At 49.1% G+C, this 19,858-nt stretch carries 13 protein-coding genes; 3 read left to right on the forward strand and 10 right to left on the reverse strand.

Going from position 1 to position 19,858, the window contains the following annotated elements; translation table 11 throughout:
- The first annotated feature begins 342 nt into the window (after window positions 1-342).
- Together MCB1EB_RS05580 and MCB1EB_RS05585 are read left to right on the forward strand one after the other, a co-directional pair.
- Window positions 343-1,554 (forward strand): hypothetical protein, encoded by a 1,212-nt coding sequence (locus tag MCB1EB_RS05580; RefSeq protein WP_126353903.1) that lies wholly within the window; start codon window positions 343-345, stop codon window positions 1,552-1,554.
- A 48-nt stretch (window positions 1,555-1,602) separates the two neighbouring features.
- Window positions 1,603-2,574, forward strand: a complete 972-nt coding sequence (locus MCB1EB_RS05585; protein ID WP_045362275.1) for an IS481 family transposase — start codon at window positions 1,603-1,605, stop codon at window positions 2,572-2,574.
- A gap of 17 nt (window positions 2,575-2,591) precedes the next feature.
- Here MCB1EB_RS05585 and MCB1EB_RS05590 read toward each other — a convergent pair whose 3' ends face one another.
- Window positions 2,592-5,297: a WD40 repeat domain-containing protein gene (locus MCB1EB_RS05590; RefSeq protein ID WP_052393643.1), complete on the reverse strand. Its 2,706-nt coding sequence runs from the start codon at window positions 5,295-5,297 to the stop codon at window positions 2,592-2,594.
- Window positions 5,298-6,136: 839 nt separating this feature from the next.
- Window positions 6,137-6,961: an RNA methyltransferase gene (locus MCB1EB_RS05595; RefSeq protein ID WP_045362272.1), complete on the reverse strand. Its 825-nt coding sequence runs from the start codon at window positions 6,959-6,961 to the stop codon at window positions 6,137-6,139.
- Between the two features lie 111 nt (window positions 6,962-7,072).
- On the opposite strand from MCB1EB_RS05595, the gene MCB1EB_RS05600 reads away from it, so the two are divergent.
- A complete protein-coding gene (locus tag MCB1EB_RS05600; protein ID WP_045362269.1) occupies window positions 7,073-7,873 on the forward strand; it encodes an inositol monophosphatase family protein in 801 nt (266 codons plus the stop codon).
- A 165-nt stretch (window positions 7,874-8,038) separates the two neighbouring features.
- Here the strand turns inward: MCB1EB_RS05600 and MCB1EB_RS05605 are convergent, their stop codons facing one another.
- The 8 genes from MCB1EB_RS05605 to hscA form a co-directional block, all read right to left on the reverse strand.
- Complete coding sequence (locus MCB1EB_RS05605) at window positions 8,039-8,440, reverse strand: diacylglycerol kinase (protein WP_051213680.1); 402 nt, start codon at window positions 8,438-8,440, stop codon at window positions 8,039-8,041.
- Window positions 8,433-10,511 carry an LTA synthase family protein gene (locus tag MCB1EB_RS05610; protein WP_045362265.1) on the reverse strand — a complete coding sequence of 693 codons (2,079 nt, stop codon included), beginning with the start codon at window positions 10,509-10,511 and terminating at the stop codon, window positions 8,433-8,435. Before MCB1EB_RS05610 ends, MCB1EB_RS05605 begins: the two co-directional genes overlap by 8 nt.
- A 37-nt stretch (window positions 10,512-10,548) precedes the next feature.
- Complete coding sequence (gene zapE, locus MCB1EB_RS05615; RefSeq protein WP_045362263.1) at window positions 10,549-11,649, reverse strand: cell division protein ZapE; 1,101 nt, start codon at window positions 11,647-11,649, stop codon at window positions 10,549-10,551.
- A gap of 75 nt (window positions 11,650-11,724) precedes the next feature.
- Entirely contained in the window at window positions 11,725-13,161 is a 1,437-nt protein-coding gene (lpdA, locus tag MCB1EB_RS05620) for a dihydrolipoyl dehydrogenase (protein WP_045362260.1), read from the reverse strand.
- A gap of 26 nt (window positions 13,162-13,187) precedes the next feature.
- Window positions 13,188-14,429, reverse strand: a complete 1,242-nt coding sequence (odhB, locus tag MCB1EB_RS05625; RefSeq protein ID WP_045362257.1) for a 2-oxoglutarate dehydrogenase complex dihydrolipoyllysine-residue succinyltransferase — start codon at window positions 14,427-14,429, stop codon at window positions 13,188-13,190.
- Between the two features lie 119 nt (window positions 14,430-14,548).
- Window positions 14,549-17,404 carry a 2-oxoglutarate dehydrogenase E1 component gene (locus MCB1EB_RS05630; protein WP_045362255.1) on the reverse strand — a complete coding sequence of 952 codons (2,856 nt, stop codon included), beginning with the start codon at window positions 17,402-17,404 and terminating at the stop codon, window positions 14,549-14,551.
- A 192-nt stretch (window positions 17,405-17,596) separates the two neighbouring features.
- Window positions 17,597-17,944 carry an ISC system 2Fe-2S type ferredoxin gene (fdx, locus tag MCB1EB_RS05635; RefSeq protein ID WP_045362252.1) on the reverse strand — a complete coding sequence of 116 codons (348 nt, stop codon included), beginning with the start codon at window positions 17,942-17,944 and terminating at the stop codon, window positions 17,597-17,599.
- A gap of 30 nt (window positions 17,945-17,974) precedes the next feature.
- Window positions 17,975-19,852, reverse strand: a complete 1,878-nt coding sequence (gene hscA / locus MCB1EB_RS05640; protein ID WP_045362249.1) for a Fe-S protein assembly chaperone HscA — start codon at window positions 19,850-19,852, stop codon at window positions 17,975-17,977.
- Between the last annotated feature and the right edge of the window lie 6 nt (window positions 19,853-19,858).

The following is a 19,858-nucleotide window of genomic DNA, read 5'->3' on the forward strand; positions in this document are numbered from 1 at the left end:
AGCAGATTGAATGCCTGTTCCCTGACTGCTGTGAACGACGCATCATCGGAGATCAAGTTATCGGTAAATAACCGGCACCAATACGCTTTCAAGCATTTGAGTAATTCGATTGCGTTCGCCTGCTACGACGCACTCCACTATATATATCTCGGAGAGTCGTGTAGGACAGCGCGACGATGAGTTACTTAAACAATTTAGACAGTGGGGAGATTATCTCATTAGATTCGCTTAACTCCGCACATTTGCGCAGTCACTCAATACAACTAATTTGGCATAGTACAAAATAGGATACGACAGCTAATTTTGACTAATACACTTTTTAGCATACGAGAGGCAATTTATATGGAAAAATTAGGGTCTTCACCCCACTTCCCCTCAGCAATTGGTGAGGTAGCACCTCAGAGTAGTAACCCTAACCTACCCTCTCAGAAGCAGCAGTCCACAGGGCCTCTTAGCGGATTACATTCAAATTCATCCTCTCCGAAGCAGTCGGTAAAATCAGGAATCAACTTACCGATATTAAACCACCCTCCTCAATTTCCTTCTCTTCCAGCGGCAGAGCATGCTTCATTATCCCATGAAGAAACTATGTCTCGATCTCTCAATAAAGCCCTTAAGCGTATGTTTGATAATGGGAAAAAATGGAAAAAAGATGATAAGGATTGGGGCAATGAAATCAAAGATTTCACCTCGCTCCAGGAGATTTCAAAAGAAAACTTACTATACGTCGAGGAAAAAACTAAGGACCTAACCGAACAAGAGCAGGTCCTCGTAGATGCGGTCCTCGGTCTCGATTTTCATGCGTTACATGCAAGTCCCTCGGATTTGGGAGATGATAATACGCTTTTATCAAGAAAACAGGTAAAAGTAAAGAGTAAGGAATTTGCTAGGAATAACACAGAACAAGACGACCTTGACGCAGTAAAAACGGATGATTTCGTATTTTTTACTTTAGAAACTTCAGAACAGGTCATGAAGCCAAAAAGTCGCTTTGGAAATAAGACATATTTAGCTAGCATACAAAATAACCAAGAGCTCCGCAATGGCTTTATCGTACTACATGACCCTGCTGCTGCTCCGTCATCAGTTGCTCACTATACATCTGCAATTGGACGTCGGATTCCAGATATGACTGGGGCAGAGGAACAAGATCAATTGGGAGGCACTTATGAACAATTAGCTCACGCTATCCTGGATTACGGGGACAGCGATAATAAAAGGCGCCATGAGAAGGGGAATGAGCCTTACAATTGCATGGTTGAATCTCGTGACTGGAAATCTGCACAAAAGTATATCGCACTTAATCTAATCAAAGCTATCCGTTCTGTAACTAATGAAGACGATAAAAATAAATTACTTAGTATGACGAATGCAAGAGAGGTAAATGATTTAATAAGTTCATTCTTCGGAATTCAATTGCTTGTTGCTCAGAAAGTTTCGGCACCATGGATTAAAGGCGAAATAGAGCAGTCTGCGGATCCTCAAGAGCTAGCGTTGTCTGAGGGCACCCTGTCCGACAATACAGAGGACGAAGGCGAGCAAGAAGTTAAATAATAAATGATATGTGTGATTCATAGACATCGTTTCAATTAAAATAGAAGGATGGATAGGGAAATAGCAAAGCGATTACGTTGGGTAAAGTTATTTGAAGTAACAGGCCATGCGGGTCTTGTTTGTCTGAAATGTGGGACATCAAGGCCAACGCTTCGAAAATGGGTCAAACGGTATACAGCATTAGGCGAAGAGGGTTTACAAGAACAAAGTCGACGGCCTAAAACGAGTCCATCGAAGAAAATTTTTGCCGAGCAAGAAGCACTCATATTGAAGTTACGGCGTGAGCGCTCTTTAGGCCATAGACGCTTAGCTAGTGAATTGAAGCGCAATCATGGCACACCCTATTCATTGGCCACGATTCACAAAGTTCTTCAAAAAAATGAAGTCAAATTGCTAGGTAAACGGAGTATTCGAAAATCATTCATTCGTTATAACCGCCCCATTCCTGGTGATCGCATACAAATTGATACCTGCAAAATTGTACCGGGGTTATACCAATACACCGCGATTGATGACTGCACGCGCTGGCGGGTATTACGACTGTACGCTAGGCGTACAGCAGAAAATTCATTGGCATTTTTGGAATGCATGCTCGAAGAATTTCCATTTGCTTTTCAAAGAATTCAAACAGATAGAGGGCGTGAATTTTTTGCTTATAAATTTCAAGAACGCTTGATGAAATACGGAATTAAATTTCGCCCCATCAAACCGCGCTCCCCCCACCTGAATGGCAAGGTAGAGCGCTCGCAGAAGACAGATCTTGAAGAGTTTTATCCCACGGTCAACTTGAAGGCAGCAGAAATTCGCGACCAGTTATCTGAGTGGCAGCACTATTACAATTGGGAGCGACCTCATGGCTCACTTGGTGGCAAAACGCCAATCAAACAGGTAGTCGAGTTGTCTTCAAAAACTCCATTTTGGGATGACGTTGGCGCGCAATATGATCAGGCCAGAGAGCGCATCCAAGAGCAGAATTATTATGCCGATTTACAGATCAGAAAATTGAAACGATGTCTATGAATCGCACAGTTTAACAGTCAAGCAAATCCACAAAAGGCTCCGCGCTGTTTTAAAAGTCTTTGATTGAGCAAGCTCAGGTCTTGTACATTTTGAACAATAGTTTGAGAAACATTAAGTTCAGCGTGCGTTGAACTCCAGCACAAATTGACTTGAGCCGGCGCACCCATTTGCACTTGCCAAATGCGAACGGAATGATCCGCGCAGCCCGTCACTAAATAGTTCCCCTCGGATGAAGGTTGCCAGGCTATGCTTGTGATGCAGTCTCCAAAATCCCGAATAACTGCCTTACATTGACCAGACGCCGCGTCCCACACTCGCACGGTATGGTCATCACTCGCGGAAGCGAGCTGCTCACTATTTGGCGAATATGCCACACAAGTAACCGACTTCGTATGCCCGCTTAAAGTATGAAGGCATTGCTTATTTTGCGTGTCCCACACTCGCACAGTATTATCTGCACTCGCAGAGGCAAGTTGCTCACCACTCGGCGAATATGCCATGCAAGTAACTGATCCCCTATGTCCACTCAAGGTCTGGATGCATTGCCCATTTTGGGCGTCCCACACTCGCACAGTACGATCCCAGCTTGCGGAAGCAAGTTGTTCACCACTCGGTGAGTACGCCACGCTCGCAACCCTCTTCTTATGTCCGCGTAATATGTGAAGACGTTGCCCATTTCGGGCTTCCCATAGACACACAGTGCCATCCATACCCCCAGAAGCGATTCGTTCTCCGCTCGGTGCGTATACCACGCTTGTAACCCATTCTGTGTGTCCTCTCAAAGTATGAAGACATTGCCCATTTTGCGCATCCCACACTCGCACGGTCTTGTCTCGACTTCCAGAAGCGATCTGCATACTACCCGGCGAATACGCCACGCTCATAATTAAATTCGTATGTCCACTCAAAGTATGAAGACATTGCCCATTTTGGGCGTCCCACACTCGCACAGTATTATCCCCACTCGCAGAGGCGATCTGTTCACCGCTTGGTGCATACACTGCGCTCAGGACCCACTCCGTATGTCCTTGTAATGCATAGAGGCTTTGCCCACTTCTGGCATCCCATACTCGCACAGAATGATCCGAACTAGCAGAAACAATCTGCTTGCTATTTGGCGAATATGCCACGCTCTCAACGCTCTTTGTATGCCCACGTGAGGCGTGGAGACTTTGCCAATTGTGTGCGCTCCACAGACGCACAGTACGATCTTCGCTAGTAGAAGCGATCTGCTCGCCATTTGGCGAATATGCCACGTTCCTAACCGTTTTCGTATGCCCGCTCAGAACATAGAGAGATTGTCCATTTCGCGTGTCCCATAGTCGCAGGGTCATATCCCCTCCCACAGAGGCGATCTGCTGACCATTTGGCGAATATGCTACGCTCTCAACCGATCCCGTATGTCCATTCAAAATATAGAGGCTTCGCCCATTTTGCGTGTCCCACAATCGCACGGTACGATCCGCTCCTACAGAGGCGATCTGCCGACCATTTGGCGAATACGCCGCGCTCGCAACGGATCCTGTATGCCCACTCAAATTACGATGGCATTGCCCGTCTTGCCCATCCCACAGTCTCACGGTACCATCCATACTCGCAGAAGCGATTTGCTGACCATTTGGCGAATAGACCACGCCCAGAACCCAATCTGTATGTCCGCGTAAGATGAGGCTGTTTTGGCTAGTTTGCATGTCCGACAAACATATAGTATGGTCTGGACCCATGCAGACGATCTTCATACTGTTGTGTGAATATACGGGGTACCCTACATATCCGCGTAGGGTGCTGAGGTTTTCCCCAGTTTGCGCATCCCACAGCTGAATAATCTGGTCATCACTCGAGACAATCTGCTCACTATTTGGCGAATACACCACACTGGTAACCCTATGCGCATGTCCATCTAAGGCGTGGATTTTTTCCCAGTTCGCTGTCGAATATACGCTGATCTTACCGTTCCAAAGGCCGACTGCGTAATTTCCCCCATCCGGTGAATACGCGCATGAATGCGCCGCGCTCTCTTCTTGCAGATATGGCCACTCACCAAACTGCACCTCGGTCATTTTTGCCCCGCTTAAATTCGCCTCGCGCAGCCAGCTTGCCTGAAGCGTGGTCTTTCTTAAGTCTGCCCCTTGCAACTGCGCTGAATCAAATACCCCAAAACTCAGATCCGCTCCAGGTACCCGAATTCCTCTTAAATCTGCCCTATTAAACTGAACCCCACTTTTCACCAGTATTGTCAGCGCATTTGCTGCTATTTCCTGCACTTCTTCTGTTTTTGAGCGCTCGACCCATTTCAACAGCTTTTCTTTTAACTCCGGCTCTCGTTGGATTTTTTCTCTTAAATATCCAAATATCGTCTGTTCGCCAACAAGTCTTAATAACCAAAATAACGTTGGTTTTTCTACCACTCTATCAAGTTTTCCCGAGTCCCATAGTTCTTGCAATTGATTCAATGCAAAGGCTCGCAAACCCTCATCTGAACTCGCAACGCTCTGATGATATTTTGGCTCAACCCTTTGCTGCAATAACTTTAATTTCACAGCGGGGAAATTCACTGGATCCCCCTTATGTGTAACCATAGTTAATGCTTCAGAGAAATTTTGCAGATCCAGTATTTGCAGATGGTCTTCTATTTTTGTTAGAAGTTCAGTGGGCAGCGAAAGTAACGATATTTTTGGAGATTCTCGTACTGCAATACTGTAATGTGAAATAGAGCTTAACATGCAATCCTTCTTTAATTATTTGAGGCTGTGTTATCAAGGTTTAATCTGATGGTCACGTCAAAATTAACTCATCTGACTGCTATGGAAGTTAAGTGGCGTATAAAACTTCCAGATGACATAGACTGGAAACAGTGTAGAAAATTCCATAAGCGCTCAATAAATCCACCTATGCAAAGGCACGAGCTTTGTAGAAGCTTATAGCTTTGTAAGCGATAGATTAGGAAGCATCTGCATAACCCTATCCATTATTTAGCAGTCCCTCTGATTTCAGTGCAATAAACGACAGTAGCATCCCTAGTGTTCATGCATGTTTCCATGAGCTATCATAATTCAGCTCTCGCCGAAAAGGAACTCGATCCGAAGATGAGGTAAAGCATTCCGCCATGCCTGGCATAATTGGACACAGAGCTTTCCAGTCTATGCGCTAGGAGGAATAAAAATGGCAGATTTAGATAATACTCAGGCGCATGACGCCCGTGAGTTTGCGGCAATTAGTGCACTTTGGAACTAAAATTTCCGAATGGGGAAATGCTCCAATCAAGAAGTGATTCATTTGTTTGCGCGGGCAAATATGTAGATAGATAACCTAGCACCAATTACAGGTTCAGTCTGTCCAAACTAAAAATTGAAAGAAAACTTCTCACAACCGAGCACAATACCGCTGAACTGAAAGCGGCATTAGCGCTACTGGTAGCCGAATCGGTGCCGGTACAAAAGAAAACGATGATCCGCCTGATTGAAAACATGCTGTTCGGAAAGCGCAGTAGCAAGCCATGAACGGACAACGTATTGGGCACATTCGGGTCAGCACCCTCAAACAGAAGTGGTTTACCCCCCTTTTACACCAGATCTCGTGATTTTGCTTGCCAGATGATGCGTTTTGCGATGCCTCGCAAAATATTCACTTCTTCACGTTCAAGCGCGGTACGCGCGAACAGCCGCCGCAGTCTAGACATGAGTTTTTTCGGTTGGGCCGGCTGCAAAAAATCCAAGGCAATTAAGGCACTTTGCAGATGTGTAAACATCTGCTCGACTTCGTCGTTTGTAGCCAGTGCACTGACGGATAAACCGTGCGCCAAGGTAGGTGTATGCGTTTGAGCATCGCCATCGCTTAGCAGCGTGGTTCTTAATTCATAAGCCAGCACCTGCACGGCCTGCGCGAGATTGAGCGAACTGTAAACTGGATTGGCTGGAATATGCACCAGCGCGTTGCAACGTTCAACATCCGCATTGGATAAACCAGCACGTTCATTACCAAATATATAGGCCACTTCTCCTTGTGCTGCGACTAAGCGCGCTTGCTGCGCCGCACTGCGCGGAGTCAAGATAGGTGGGCTATAGCCACGCGGGCGAGCTGACAGCGCAACCGACCATTGCACGCCGCTTAGCGCGGCCTCAAGTGAATCGGTAATTTCGGCTGCAGCCAGCACATCCTGCGCGCCGCTGGCGAGGGCCAGCGCGTCAGGATGTTTCAGTATATTTGGTTGTTGTGGCTTAACCAGGACGAGACGGAACAAGCCCATGGTTTTCAGCGCTCGCGCCGCAGCGCCAACGTTACCGGGATGGCTCGGTTCAACCAAGACAAAGCGGGTCGAAGTTAAAGCATGATCTAAGCCAAAGCTGGGCTCTACGGGAACGGTGAGTTGAGGGTTTTGCTGTTGCATATTCACGTATAGAAAAATTCAAGATGCATATCGGCACCTCGCAAGTCAGTAAGTCCGTTAAAATAACGGGTTTTATAAGTTAGTATAAAGCTAGCACAAAGGATTTCGCTCATGCACCCCATGCTCAATACTGCGATCAAGGCCGCGCGCCGGGCCGGGCAGATTATTAATCGTGCTTCAGTTGATCTTGATCGAATTCAGATCAACAAAAAACAACATAACGATTTTGTGACTGAAGTCGATAAGGCCGCTGAAGCCGCGATTATCGAAATTCTGCTCACAACTTATCCGGGGCATGCCATTTTGGCTGAAGAGTCAGGCCGTTCTGAACGCTCCTCGGAGTATCGATGGATTATCGATCCACTGGATGGCACGACCAACTTCATTCATGGGTTTCCCTATTATTGCGTATCTATTGCACTGGCGCATAAAGAGGTGATTACGCAGGCGGTAATTTACGATCCGATTCGCAATGACCTTTACACTGCCTCACGCGGAAGCGGCGCATTTTTAAATAACCGCCGTCTACGCGTCACCTCCGGCGATCGGTTAGCTGATGCGCTGCTGGGCACGAGTTTTCCGTCCCGAGTTCAACCCAATCTGGACAAAGATCTGAAAATTTTGGGGCAAATGACTCAGGCGTGCGCTGGCTTGCGCCGCCCAGGTGCGGTTGCACTTGATCTAGCTAACGTTGCTGCAGGCCGGCTCGATGGCTTCTTTGAGCAAGGACTTAACCTATGGGATATTGCCGCGGGCAGCCTGATGGTAACTGAGGCCGGTGGATTAGTGGGGAATTATACCGGCGACTCAAATTTTATCGAACATAATGAAATTATGGCGGGCAACGCCAAATTGTACGCACAGATGGCGCAAATTCTTAGCCCATATTCAAAGGTTAACTTAAAGAAATAGTATCCCGGGGCTCACGCCAAGAAAATCGAGTCTGCTGTACAGATTAGACTTTTTTATGTGAGTCCCGAGCTTATCTAGAGTTTCTTTCACGTGGGCCGGTGCTAGGTTGTCCCCAAAAATGCTAATGAAAAAGGACAAGCAATATTAAGGTCAGGCGCCCACTAATTAGACTAACCCTGCACGTAACCACGTCCATACCAGCGGGCCCGCCAACGATAGCCAGATTAATCCACACAAACACAGTGCGATAAAAACAGCTGCACTCGCAAAATCTTTCGCTTGTTTGGCAAGTGGATGCGGCTCTAGCGAAATACGGTCAATGGCGGCCTCAACAGCAGAATTAAGCAGTTCAAGACTTAATACCCAAAGTATCGAGGCAATCAACATCAGCCTTTCAACCATCGTCACCGGTAAAACAACCGCCAGTGGAATTAGCATGAGGGCTAGCACCATCTCTTGGCGGAAAGCCCTCTCGTTAATCAGCGCATCGCGCATACCACATAAAGAATAGCGTAGCGCATGCCAGAGACGGGCAAACCCGCGGTGCTTTTGATAAGAATTATTCATTGACTTTTGCTCCTCTATTTTGCGCATTGGCGCGCTGCAACCCTTGAATCACTTGATAACGCGTATACCAATCAGCCAACGCCAACCATGCTCGCGCTTGCCGACCTTGCTCTTGTAACAGAGGTGTCGGGGCTGCGCTTGCGGTTAGCGCAGTCTGAGAAGCATCCCAGTCAAAAGCAGACGGATGCCGGCCAACGAAGGGCAATAAAGCGCCTTCTCGGCTGAATAATGACTCAAAAGCTACGATCGCATACTGGTTTTGTGGCGGCGCCTCAGCAAACAAGTTGTCTCCAAAACGCGGATAAACTGCATCCGACAAGGCAAGATGATACAGGCTCGGAAAAATATCTCGGTGGCTGGCATAGCGGCTAGGATCGGGTTTATAGCTGGGTCGATACGCTTGCGGCACACGAAAGTAGCCAGGAACGCGATACAAATCTTTACTATCGGTTGGTTGGCGATAGTGCAATAAAGCACGCAGATTATGATCCCCGGTTGCCGCCACCAGCGTTTTCTCCTTTAAAGCTGAATGGTCAATGCGATCAAGGAATAAACCCAACTGATGATTTGCATATTGGTAAGTCCAAACCATTTTCTGAGCGTTCTGCGCATCAGCAGAAAAATGGGGGGCCATCTTAGAGAGCTCAAGTGCTAACGGCTTATAATGATCAGGTGTTTGATGAGGGGGATGATTCGTTGTCGTTAACAAAAAAAGAAAAACTTTCTCCCCGCGCGCTTCGCTATCTTGCAAAAGGTCATAAGCAAAGCGGAATAAATATTCATCATAGATACCCCATACATTACGTTGCGCATCAGGGTAACGCTCAATAATGTTACCCATATCGTAGACTTCATCAAAGTACTGATGCTTCATCACACGGCCAATCGAGCGCCACGCATTGCTGCCGCCATAGAGAAATAAAGTACGATAGCCCTGCTCTTTAAAGGGTTTTGCTGCCGCCGCTGGATAGCTCATAAAGCCATAGCTGCCTTGCGTCAATGGAGTCAAGGGTGAATTGAGCAGAAGTGCTTCTAGCGTTGGGTGAGTTCCTAGTTGGGCGGAGAAAAAATTATGAAACAGTGTATCGCGCTCTAAATGCTTTCTTAATGCGCCAGTTAGATCGTTTTGTGCAGTATCAAATTCAAGCTGATGCGCACCCCATGATTCCATCAATGCAAATACCACATGCGGTGGGTGTGCTTTAACAAAGTCATTAGGTGGCGTACGATGAAAAATAAAAGCCTCTAAATCCTCTTGATTGCCTGATTTCGCCCCGAGCGTATGAGCCACCTCTTCGAGTGAACGAAATCCATATACTGCCAATTGTCGAGTTGGATCGTTAGTAGTTAGATTAATTTGCTGACGCCGATCTTTAACCGCATCGTAGAGTGTTTGCCAGGCATTGCGGACCAAATCATTAATGAAAGGGTTGGCGCTGACGACAGCATCTTGATCGCGCAATGGAAATTTACCTAATTGCCCACGTGCAAAAAATCCCAGCGCCAGTAGCGTCACCAGCACCGCAGCCGGCGGCCACCAGCGGAACTGTGTTAAGCGTGGCCCACGCTGGGATCCCCTCGCCCACCAAAAGGTCAAGCGCATTTGCAGCCAGCTTAATGCAAGCACCAGCAGCAATGCCCAAACAACTGGATAATCACTCCAAATCGCCGCTATGACACCATGCGTATCGTCTTCATACAAGCCGAAGAGAATTGGCGTAAACGGTGTCTTATAAAAACCATAATAAAAATATTGGCAAATGGCGGCAAAATTGGCAGCGACAAACAATGCGATCACCATCGCTCGCTGCAAATAACCTCCTATCTTGCGTGAAAATTTTGGCGCTGCGATTAGACTCGCTGATACAAAGAATACGAGCAATCCGGTCGCCAACATTTTGAAATCAAAACGCGCGCCCATCCAAAAGGCTCGGGCCAACTCTTTACCCTGCTGTCCAAGCAAGCTTGGGTCGCCATAGCTCAATAACTGAGCGATACGAAAGCCCATAAAACTTAAAGTACCCAGAATGAGCACGGCCCATACCGCGCGAGAAAAACTTAAACTTGGCATAAAATGAATGAATTTAATAGACGACTTATGTTACGTCTTATGTCAACGAAGTATCTACGGTGCCTCGATTTGGAGCTTCTAGGTAACTCTTTGATTGCATTTCAATAATCCGCGACACCGTGCGCGCAAATTCATTCGCCAACGGGCCTCCAAAATAAAGCTCGGCTGGCGTGACTTCGGCTGAGATTAATAGCTTAACTTTATGATCATATAAAACATCGATCAACCAGGTAAAGCGGCGCGCCTCAGAAGCCATGCGTGGCGTCATTTGTGGCACCTCTGACAAGATAATCGTATGAAAGCGATTCGCTAGCTCAAGGTAGTCATTTTGTGAGCGCGGTCCCCCGCACAAGGTCGCAAAATCAAACCAGACCACACGGCCGGCGCGGCGCAGCGCAAGTAGCTTACGTTGTTCAATGCGCAATAATGGGCTTTCGTCAGGCCCGGCGGCGAGCGCCGCAAAAGTTTGCCGCAAGGCTTCATCGGCGGCTGGGCTAAGCGGCGTATAGTAAACGTTAGCTTGCGCGAAAGTCCGTTGACGGTAATCGACGCCGCCATCGACGTTGATGATTTCAAGCTTGGTGCTCAGCAGGTCGATGGCCGGCAAAATACGGTCACGGTGCAAACCATCTGGATAGAGCGCTGTGGGGTGGTAATTTGATGTCGTCACAAATTGCACACCGCTTTTAAATAAACGCTCCAGCAAACGATGCAGGATCATGGCATCGGCAATATCCGACACATGGAATTCATCAAAGCAAATTAAGCGATAGCGTTGCGCAATATCGCGTGCTAACACATCTAATGGATTCGCGGTTTTTTTAAGTTCTTCAAGTTGCCGATGCACTTCACGCATAAATTCATGAAAATGCAGCCGAATTTTATTCGGCAGTGGCGCGCAAGCGTAAAAACTATCCATCAAGAAGCTCTTACCGCGTCCTACTCCGCCCCACATATAAACGCCTTTCGGTGTTTCGCCACGGCTGAGTAATTTCATAAACACATTGGCGTGCCGTGCTTGGTATTTGACCCATTGCTCATAGCAACGCTGCAGGCTCGCCACGGCTGCATGCTGAGCTGAATCTACGCGATAGCCGCGGGTTTCGAGCTCGCGCTCGTAATATTCTATGACATTCATTGCGCACCTAATAAAAAAGACGAGTCACCTCGCCTTTTTTATCGACCTCTATTGTGCTTTCCGTTTATCCACGCATTACATATTCAGCGCGCGCTTTTCGACGGCTAAAGCGGTTTCGCGCATGACTTCAGATAAGGAGGGATGGGGATGGCAGATACGGCCAATATCTTCAGACGCTGCTTTGAATTCCATCGCAACGACCGCTTCTGCAATTAAATCAGACGCGGCAGATGAGACAATATGCACGCCGAGAATTTCATCGGTTTTTGCATCCGCTAACATTTTGACAAAACCTTCCGCTTTCGCCATGCCAAGCGCACGGCCATTCGCCGCAAATGGGAATTGCCCAGCTTTGTAAGCCCGCCCTTCTTGCTTAAGTTGTTGCTCGGTCTTACCCACCCAAGCAATTTCAGGCGCGGTATAGATCACCCAGGGAACACAATTGTAGTCGATATGCGGCTTTTGGCCGTCAATCACTTCGGCTACCATGACCCCTTCGTCTTCCGCTTTATGGGCCAACATTGGGCCTCTGACGACATCGCCAATTGCGTATAGATTCGGCAATTGAGTCCGGCACTGGTCATCGACTTCAATCATACCGCGCTCGTTCACCGCTAGCCCAATCTTCTCTAAGCCTAAACCGTCCGTATTTGGCACGCGCCCGACGGAGACGATTAAACGATCTGCCACCAGCGTTTGCGCTTTGCCTTCTTTGTCAGTATAGGCAATTGAAACACCCTGCTGGGTAGTTTTAACGTCGCCGATTTTGACCCCAAGGTGAATCGCTAGCCCTTGCTTGGCAAATTGTTTCGAGGCTTCTTTGGCAACGCCATCGTCCGCGGCCGCCAGAAAACTCGGCGCGGCTTCTAGCACGGTGACTTGTGCGCCGAGACGACGCCATACCGAACCCAGTTCAAGGCCGATCACGCCCGCGCCAATCACTGCAAGTTTTTTAGGCACTGAATCAAACGAGAGCGCGCCTTCGTTATCGGCAATGATGCGGTTATCAATCGGGATGTTTGGCAAATGACGGGCTTTGGAACCAGTCGCAATAATCACATGCTGAGCGGTAATGGTTTGTGCTGCGCCCTCACCGCTGACTTCGATTTGATAATTCCCCGCGCTATTGCGAGCAGTAAATTGCGCATGACCTTTGAGCCAGGTCACTTTGTTTTTGCGAAATAAAAACTCAATGCCCTTGGTCATTTTGCTCACAATGCCATCTTTACGAGCCAGCATTTTGGCTAAATCGAGCTGCACTTCTCCATTGACTGTAATACCATGCTCGGCCAGGTGATGCGCTGTATGCTCAAACGTTTCAGACGAAGCTAACAAGGCTTTCGAAGGGATACAGCCGACATTTAGGCAAGTGCCGCCAAGAACCGTTTCGCCGTTTGGATTTTTCCATTTTTCCACGCAAGCAACAGATTTACCGAGTTGCGCTGCGCGAATTGCTGCGATGTAGCCGCCCGGGCCACCGCCAATCACAATGACATCAAATTGATTAGACATAATTCAGATACAGAAAAGTTAGACGGTTACAGGTCGAGCAAGAGTCGCGCTGGGTCCTCTAACGCTTCTTTGATCGCAACTAGCGCTAATACGGCTTCCCGCCCATCGATAATGCGATGGTCATAAGACATGGCGAGGTAGTTCATTGGGCGCACCACAATTTGACCATTTTCCACTACGGCGCGCTCTTTGGTGGCATGGACGCCAAGAATCGCGGATTGCGGTGGATTAATAATGGGTGTGGACAGCATTGAGCCAAATACGCCACCGTTGGAAATAGAGAACGTGCCGCCTGTAAGTTCTTCTAGCGACAGCTTGCCTTCTTTTGCTTTTTGGCCATATTCTGCAATCTTGCTCTCAATCTCAGCCAGGCTCATTTGATCTACATCACGCAAGACGGGCACCACCAGTCCGCGTGGCGAACCAACGGCAATACCAATATCAAAGTAGCCGTGATACACCACATCATTGCCATCGACTGAGGCGTTGACGACCGGGTATTTCTTTAATGCGTGCACAGCTGCTTTAACAAAGAAAGACATAAAACCTAAACGCGCGCCATGGGCTTTTTCGAATTTATCTTTGTATTTATTGCGCAGCTCCATGACCGGCTGCATATTGACCTCGTTAAAGGTCGTCAAGATCGCGTTAGTTTGTTGCGATTCAAGTAGACGCTGCGCAATACGCGCGCGCAAACGTGACATCGGCACTCTTTGTTCTGGCCGGCCTTCAAGCGACTGGCTAATATTAACTGCAGCTTTTACTTCAGGCAACGCGGGTTTAACTGCGGTGCGGGCCGGTGCCATCGTTGCCGCAGGCTGGGCGGCGGGAGCTGCGAGCACATCGCCTTTCGTGATTCGCCCATCGCGGCCACTGCCTTCTATTTGAGCAGCACTTATGCCTTGTTCAGCCATGAGTTTTGCTGCTGAAGGCATGGCTTTCGCACTGGCTGGTTCAGCCGGCGCGGCAGCGGGCATAGTTGCGGCTGGCGCTGGTTTAGCCTCGCTGGAGGCGGCTCCAGCCTGAGCGGTGGTATCGATTTTAGCAATCACTTCATCCGCGACCACTGTATCGCCATTTTCACGGACAATCTGCATCATAACCCCTGCTGCTGGCGCAGGGACTTCAAGCACGACTTTATCGGTCTCAACTTCAATGATAATTTCATCTTGCGCAACCGCCTCGCCGGGACGTTTTTTCCATTGCAGCAGGGTCGCATCAGCGACGGATTCGGATAGCTGCGGCACCTTGACTTCTACAATAGCCATTGATTTTCCTGAATAGATCTCTAACAAATCGAAGTATATTTATTTTGCTGCACATTAATTAGCGTGCAGCAAAATGCTTGTATTTTATAGCGGTGTTGGGCCTTCAAAGCCCAACACTTTTATTTTACGCGTACTGCACCTTTTAAGCGGCCAAACGCCCCATCAATGAGTTGCTTTTGCTGCTCATAATGTTTCGCATAATACCCCACCGCTGGCGAGGCAGAAGCAGGACGGCCACTATATGCCAGTTTTTGCCCTTCTTTCATGCCTTCTAGCAAATGATGCTCGATATAGAACCAAGGTCCTTGGTTTTGTGGCTCATCTTGGACCCAGACTATTTCGGTAACATGCTCATATTTCTTCAATTCCGCTTCAAAGGCTTTATGCGGGAATGGATAGAGCTGTTCGACCCGAATGATGGCCGCATCTTTTAGCTTGGCCTCACGGCGATGCGCTACTAAGTCATAGTAGACGCGACCGGAGCAGACCACAAGTCGCTTGATTTTTTTAGGCTCGAGCGTCGCATCCGTTTCGCCTATGATGGTGCGGAAAGATCCTTTAGCTAGCTCGGATAAACTGCTCACGGCCTCTTTATGGCGCAACAGCGATTTTGGCGTAGCGACAATTAAAGGCTTACGGAACAGACGAATCATTTGCCGACGCAATAGATGGAAGACCTGTGCCGGCGTGGTTGGCTGCACCACTTGCATATTGTGATCCGCGCAGAGTTGCAAAAACCGCTCAATCCGCGCTGAGGAATGCTCTGGCCCTTGGCCTTCATAACCATGCGGCAACAGCATCGTCAAGCCTGAAACTCGACCCCATTTCACTTCGCCCGATGAAATGAACTGGTCAATCACAACCTGCGCGCCATTCGCGAAATCGCCGAATTGCGCTTCCCATAATACGAGGGTGTTAGGCTCTGCGGTTGAGTAGCCATATTCAAAGCCCAGCACCGCCTCTTCGGACAGCACTGAGTCGATCACATTAAATGTGGCCTGATTCTCGGTGACATTCTTTAACGGAACATAGCTGCCGTCATCCCAGCTTTCGCGGTTTTGATCATGCAGTACAGCGTGACGGTGCGTAAATGTGCCGCGCCCGCTATCTTGTCCGGTTAAACGCACCGCGTAGCCAGAGGCGACTAACGACGCATAGGCAAGGTGTTCGCCCATGCCCCAATCCAACGGCGCCTCACCTTTACCCATGGCGCGGCGATCATTCACCACCCGCTCCACTAATGGATGCAGTTTGAGCGTTTCCGGCACCGTAGTAATGCGTTCAGCTAAGCGTTTGAGTTCAGCCAGGGGCACTGCAGTGTCTGCGGCATCGGTCCATTTACGGTTTAAAAATGGCACCCAATCGACCGCATATTTACTTTTGTAATTCGACAAGACAGGATCAACCGTGTGTTGCCCTTCGTCCATCGCTTGACGGTAGCGCTTCACATACGCATCGGCTTCGTCGCTGTTTAAAACACCTTGCGCCACTAATTTCTCGGCATACAGTGCACGTGTGCCTGGATGCTGAGCAATTTTTTTATACATCAATGGCTGCGTGACCGCCGGGGTATCTTGCTCATTGTGGCCCAGCTTGCGGAAGCAGACAATATCCAGCACCACGTCTTGATGAAATTTCGCGCGAAAATCGACTGCAAGCTGAGTCGCCAAGATCACGGCTTCTGGATCGTCGCCATTTACGTGAATGACGGGTGCTTCGATCATCTTGACAACGTCTGAACAATACAACGTTGAACGCGCATCGCGCGGATCAGAAGTGGTAAAGCCAATTTGATTATTAATTACGACATGCAGAGTGCCATACGTGCCATAGCCCCGGGTTTGAGCCAGATTGAGGGTTTCCATCACCACCCCCTGTCCAGCAAACGCGGCATCGCCATGCACCAGCACCGGCAATACTTGGCTGCCATCTGGATCGCCACGACGCTCCATCCGAGCTTTGGCTGAACCTTCAACTACTGGGTTGACAATTTCAAGGTGGGAAGGATTAAATGCCAGCGACAAATGCACGGGACCGCCTGGGGTCGAGACATCGCTGGAAAACCCTTTATGGTATTTAACATCGCCCGCCGGCAGCTCATCCAAGTGCTTGCCTTCAAACTCAGCAAAAAGATCTGCTGGCATTTTGCCCAGCGTATTGACTAAGATATTTAAGCGGCCACGATGCGCCATCCCAATCACGATTTCTTGCACACCTAGCGCGCCGGAATGGCGCACTACCTCGTCCATTGCCGCGATAAAGCTTTCACCCCCTTCGAGCGAAAAGCGTTTTTGGCCGACAAATTTCGTATGCAGGTAACGCTCAAGACCTTCGGCTGCCGTGAGTCGCTCGAAAATATGCTTTTTCTTTTCAGCGGAAAAATCTGGCGTGGCGCGAATCGATTCAAGGCGTTCTTTCCACCAGCGTTTCTGTTCAGGGTCGCTGATATACATAAACTCAACGCCGATCGTGCCACAGTAAGTATCGCGCAGCGCTTTGACGATTTCTCTTAGAGTCGCCTGCTCAAAACCAAAATATAAATTCCCGGCATGGAAGACTTGATCCATATCGGCTTCAGTGAAGTCATAGAAAGCCGGTTCAAGCTCGGGGATGTGTGGGCGTTCCTGGCGCTTAAGCGGATCTAGATTAGCCCAGCGCGAACCCATAAAGCGATAGGCATCAATCAGAGCTTGCACGTAAACTTGTTTACGTGCAGTTGCTAAATCAACGCTGCCCGTTTGCTGCACAAATGTATTCGCTTTAGCACGTTGCGCAAAGGACTCAATAATTGGACCATGCGCCACATCGCTTGCGCTGGAGCCATCCACTGCAGGCACATTTTGGAGCGCATCAAAATAGTCGCGCCAATGATCTGACACAGAGGCGGGATTGTTGAGATAGGCTTCATAGAGCTCTTCAACATACGGCGCATTACCGCCAAATAAATACGAGTTTGATCGAAATTGTTGCATCATTTGACGCTCACCTTTTCCTCAAGTTTGTCGAGAAATAGCGGGTTAACCAGACCTCCCGCAGCACGGCCTGACCGTTTAGCGGATCGCAATTAGCGCACAGGTAGGAGGGGAATCAGATAGCGCCTCAATCAAACTACTGACTGAGGTTATCTACAACGATAATTTTAACACAGCAAATAGCGGGTGCTGTTCTTAATGCTTTTCTTTTGCATGATTAATTGTATAACGTGGAATTTCAACCACGATAGCGCCCTCGGTTTCAGCCGGGATTATGGCTTGGCATGATAAGCGAGAAGTGGCCTCCAAACCCCAGGCCATATCCAGCAAATCTTCTTCAATTTCATTAGGATGGCCGAGTTGCTTAAAGCCTTCTCTCACAATCACATGGCAGGTTGTGCAGGCACAGGACTTTTCGCAGGCGTGCTCGATCTCCACCCCATTTTCCAGTAATGTCTCGCAGACACTTTTGCCTGGCGTGGCATCAATCACAGCGCCTTCTGGGCACAATTCGAGATGAGGTAATACAATGACCTGAGGCATCTAGGGTTCCAGTTTTTCTTAAAAATAATCTTACTGTTCAGTCAGCTCTCTAACTTTGCGGCCAGCCAGCGCCACGCGGATATTCTGATTCATGCGCCGCGCCGCGAATTCATCCGTGACTGCCGCTAAGGTTTTAATTGCATCTTCCAGCGCATCGGGTTGCTGGCTATCTTTGATTTTCTGCAAGCTTTCTAGGGCGGCGTCAATCTCGGCGCGCTCAGCCGCGCTGAGTAAAGTTGCGTCGCTAGCCAAAGCGCTTTCGGTGGCGGCTAGCAGCCGCTGCGCATCGACTTGGAGTTCGCGCAATGCACGCGTGTCTTTATCCAGGTTAGCCGCCTGAAAACTGTCACTCAGCATACGGGAAATATCTTCGTCGCTTAAACCATAGGCCGGCTTTACCGCAACTGAGGCGGCAACGCCAGACTGCGTTTCGCGCGCAGACACAGAGAGTAACCCATCCGCATCAACCTGATAACTTACCTGAATACGCGCTGCCCCAGCCGTCATAGGCGGAATCCCGCGCAACTCAAAACGCGCCAGCGAACGACAATCTGCAACCAGCTCGCGTTCACCCTGCACGACATGAATCGACATGGCCGTTTGCCCATCTTTAAAAGTCGTAAACTCTTGCGCGCGCGCAACCGGAATGGCTGAATTACGCGGAATAATTTTTTCCACCAGCCCGCCCATCGTTTCAACCCCTAACGAGAGCGGAATCACATCTAGCAATAGCCAATCGTCGTCAGCACGTCGATTGCCGGCTAATAGATCTGCTTGGATGGCGGCCCCCAGCGCGACCACTTGATCTGGATCAATACCAGTCAGCGCGGGTTGCTCAAAAAACCCTTCGACTGCACGCCGAATCACCGTCATACGCGTTGCGCCGCCGACTAAGACAACACCTTGTACATCTTTTACAGCAATCTGCGCATCGCGTAAAATTTTACGCATCGGCGCTAACGTCCGTTGCACGAGAGGCTGAACCTGCTCGGCAAATTCAGCTTCAGTGACGGACACGGCGATCTGCGTACCATTTGCCAGCAAAACCTCCACCGTGGCTTGCTGGGTTGTCGATAAAGTTTCTTTCGCGCTGCGCGCAGCGTCGAGTAATAGCCGCTGCTCGCCAGCGCTCAGCAGATGCATCTCTAAACCTGCTTTGACAAGCACATAGTCTAACAAAGCTTGATCAAAATCATCTCCGCCTAGCCTTGAATCACCGCCGGCGGCGAGCACTTCAAACACACCTTGCGTTAGTTTAAGAATCGACAAATCAAACGTGCCGCCCCCTAGATCATAGACCGCATAGATGCCTTGTGCGCCGCTTTCCAGCCCATAGGCAATTGCCGCCGCAGTGGGCTCGTTTAATAAGCGCAGCACATTAAGACCAGCAAGCTGGGCTGCATCTTTTGTGGCTTGTCGTTGCGCATCATCAAAATAAGCCGGTACTGTAATCACTGCGCCAAATAGTTCGCCGCCCAGTGCGGCTTGCGCACGCTGCCGCAATGCCGCAAGAATTTCAGCCGACACTTCAACCGGATTCTTGACACCCGCCGCGGTGTTGATTTGCACCATGCCTGGCGCTGCGACTAAATCATAGGGAGCGTGGGCGGCCTGCTCAATTTCTTCTTTGCTGCGCCCCATTAAGCGTTTGACCGAGACAATCGTATTTTTGGGATCAAGCGCAGCATGTTTTTTCGCCATGCGGCCTAGCTGTCTCTCACCCGTTGGCAGATAACGCACCACCGAAGGAAGCAATGAATCCCCTGCCCCATCCGGCAGGACTTCGGGTAGGCTATGGCGTACCGCCGCCACTAATGAATGAGTTGTGCCAAGGTCAATGCCGACTGAAAGCCGCCGCTCGTGAGGCGCTGGCGCTAGACCCGGCTCGGAAATTTGTAATAAAGCCATCAGCTT

Source organism: Mycoavidus cysteinexigens, assembly GCF_003966915.1.
GTDB lineage: Bacteria > Pseudomonadota > Gammaproteobacteria > Burkholderiales > Burkholderiaceae > Mycoavidus > Mycoavidus cysteinexigens.

Bases quoted from the DNA above. Each gene is read 5' to 3' on its own strand.
- MCB1EB_RS05580 (WP_126353903.1), top strand. From the start codon at position 343: ATGGAAAAATTAGGGTCTTCACCCCACTTCCCCTCAGCAATTGGTGAG.
- MCB1EB_RS05585 (WP_045362275.1), top strand. From the start codon at position 1,603: ATGGATAGGGAAATAGCAAAGCGATTACGTTGGGTAAAGTTATTTGAA.
- MCB1EB_RS05590 (WP_052393643.1), bottom strand. From the start codon at position 5,297: ATGTTAAGCTCTATTTCACATTACAGTATTGCAGTACGAGAATCTCCA.
- MCB1EB_RS05595 (WP_045362272.1), bottom strand. From the start codon at position 6,961: ATGCAACAGCAAAACCCTCAACTCACCGTTCCCGTAGAGCCCAGCTTT.
- MCB1EB_RS05600 (WP_045362269.1), top strand. From the start codon at position 7,073: ATGCACCCCATGCTCAATACTGCGATCAAGGCCGCGCGCCGGGCCGGG.
- MCB1EB_RS05605 (WP_051213680.1), bottom strand. From the start codon at position 8,440: ATGAATAATTCTTATCAAAAGCACCGCGGGTTTGCCCGTCTCTGGCAT.
- MCB1EB_RS05610 (WP_045362265.1), bottom strand. From the start codon at position 10,511: ATGCCAAGTTTAAGTTTTTCTCGCGCGGTATGGGCCGTGCTCATTCTG.
- zapE (WP_045362263.1), bottom strand. From the start codon at position 11,649: ATGAATGTCATAGAATATTACGAGCGCGAGCTCGAAACCCGCGGCTAT.
- lpdA (WP_045362260.1), bottom strand. From the start codon at position 13,161: ATGTCTAATCAATTTGATGTCATTGTGATTGGCGGTGGCCCGGGCGGC.
- odhB (WP_045362257.1), bottom strand. From the start codon at position 14,429: ATGGCTATTGTAGAAGTCAAGGTGCCGCAGCTATCCGAATCCGTCGCT.
- MCB1EB_RS05630 (WP_045362255.1), bottom strand. From the start codon at position 17,404: ATGATGCAACAATTTCGATCAAACTCGTATTTATTTGGCGGTAATGCG.
- fdx (WP_045362252.1), bottom strand. From the start codon at position 17,944: ATGCCTCAGGTCATTGTATTACCTCATCTCGAATTGTGCCCAGAAGGC.
- hscA (WP_045362249.1), bottom strand. From the start codon at position 19,852: ATGGCTTTATTACAAATTTCCGAGCCGGGTCTAGCGCCAGCGCCTCAC.